2 protein-coding genes are annotated in these 1,676 nt (G+C 70.6%); both read left to right on the top strand.

Translation table 11 applies throughout. The features are described 5' to 3' along the window. Positions 1 to 794, top strand: a 794-nt coding sequence (locus VF536_RS07500; RefSeq protein WP_331614190.1) for a GGDEF domain-containing protein, incomplete at its 5' end; no start/stop codon positions are given. Positions 795 to 947: 153 nt separating this feature from the next. Continuing rightward, a complete protein-coding gene (locus VF536_RS07505) occupies positions 948 to 1,580 on the top strand; it encodes a GNAT family N-acetyltransferase (RefSeq protein ID WP_331614191.1) in 633 nt (210 codons plus the stop codon). Positions 1,581 to 1,676: the final 96 nt, after the last annotated feature.

A 1,676-nucleotide genomic window follows, 5' to 3' on the forward strand; every position in this document is an offset into this window, starting at 1 on the left:
TCGGCGCCAGCCTGATGCAGCCCGTCAAGCGCGGCCCGGTCGGCAACCTGCGCTGGCGGCTGCTGTTCACCGTCAGCCTCGGCCTGCTGGCCGTGCTCAACCTGGCGCGCGCCTACCTGGCCGGCTTCGACACGGCGAACCTGCCCAGTTTCGACGCCCCGCATCCGCTCAACATGGGGTTCGCCGTCGTCGCCAACGTCTGCGTGCTGGCCGCGGCGGTCGCGATCCTCGTGGCCTGGCGCGGCGAGAGCGAGGCCGAGTTGCGCCGCCTCACGCAGATCGACCCGGCCACCGGACTGTCCAACCGGCGGGCGTTCCAGCTGCGCTCGGTGGACATGATCTCGATGGCGCGCCGCTACAGCGAACCGCTGATGCTCATCGTCATGGACGTCGACGGCTGCAAGGCGATCAACACCACGCACGGCGAGGCCAAGGGCGATCAGGCCCTCGCCCTCTTCGGCCGCTGCCTGGACGAGCAGAAGCGCCTGGGCGACGTCGTCGCACGCATCGACGGCCAGCGCTTCGCCGTGCTCATGGCACGCTCCGACCTGGTCGGGCCGCCCGCGCTCGACCGGCGGCAACGGGACGCGCTGCTCGAACTCGCGCCGCGCGAACTCGGCTTCACGCTGGGTTACTCCGCCGGCTGGGCCAAGCTGCGCAACGGCGATCGCAACATCGAGGACCTGCTGCACCGCGCCGAAGCGGCGTTGTACGCCGCCAAACGCCAGGGCAAGGGGCGACTGTGCGCCGAACCAGGGCTGGAAGCCGAACTCAGCGTGGCCGTTCCGGCCTGAACGCCGCGTCGCGCCATCGTCGCGCGGCAATCGCCCAGTCGATGCGCGCAAGCGCCCGGTTGGCATGACGTTTGCGTCAGGGTTTTCCAGGTCCCCACCGCCATCCACGAGATGGGTCGGGACGTCGTCGTACCAAGACCTGGAGTTCCTGCCATGCATGTCGCCCTCAGCCCCACGGCCGTCCACGCCCGAGCCCCTCGCGCCCTCACCCCGCTGGCCAGCGATGCCGCTGCGTCGCAGCACCTGCAGCGCGCACCCATGGAGGTCGTCAAGCTGACCTCCCGCGACCTGCAGTGGCTCCCCGCCCTGACGACCCTGCTGATCGACAACGTCCACCTCGGCGCCACCCTGGGCTTCCTGGCCCCGCTGTCGCGCTACCAGGCGCTCGACTACTGGCATGGCGTCTTCGCGCGGCTGGGCCAGCACCACATGCTGTGGATCGCCTGCGAGTCCGAAGGCCCGGGCCGCCTGCTGGGCGCCGTCCAGCTGTCGCTGTGCCCGCTGGCCAATGCGCACCACCGTGGGGAAGTCCAACGGCTGATGGTGCACAGCCAGGAACGCAGCCGCGGCGTGGCCGGACAGCTGATGTCGCGCCTGGAATGCGCGGCGGCGACGCAAGGCCGCTTCCTGCTGCAGCTCGAGACCTGCGCCGACTCCCAGGCAGAAGCCGTGTTCGCCCATCTCGGCTGGCAGCGCGCCGGTCAGATCCCCGATCACTGCCATGGCGCCGAGGGTCAGTTGCAGGCGGCCGCGATGTACTACAAGCGTCTGCCGCATCTGGTCTGAGCACCACACGCGCCGGCGCGCCTCAGCGCACTTCAGCGCGTGTCGAGCAGCCCCGCGAGCAGCGCTTCGATGCGCTTCGCTCGCGCGGCGACGCCG

Origin of the sequence: Roseateles sp. (assembly GCF_036486225.1) — a bacterium.
Lineage (GTDB): Bacteria > Pseudomonadota > Gammaproteobacteria > Burkholderiales > Burkholderiaceae_C > Roseateles.

Bases quoted from the DNA above. Each gene is read 5' to 3' on its own strand.
- VF536_RS07505 (WP_331614191.1), top strand. From the start codon at position 948: ATGCATGTCGCCCTCAGCCCCACGGCCGTCCACGCCCGAGCCCCTCGC.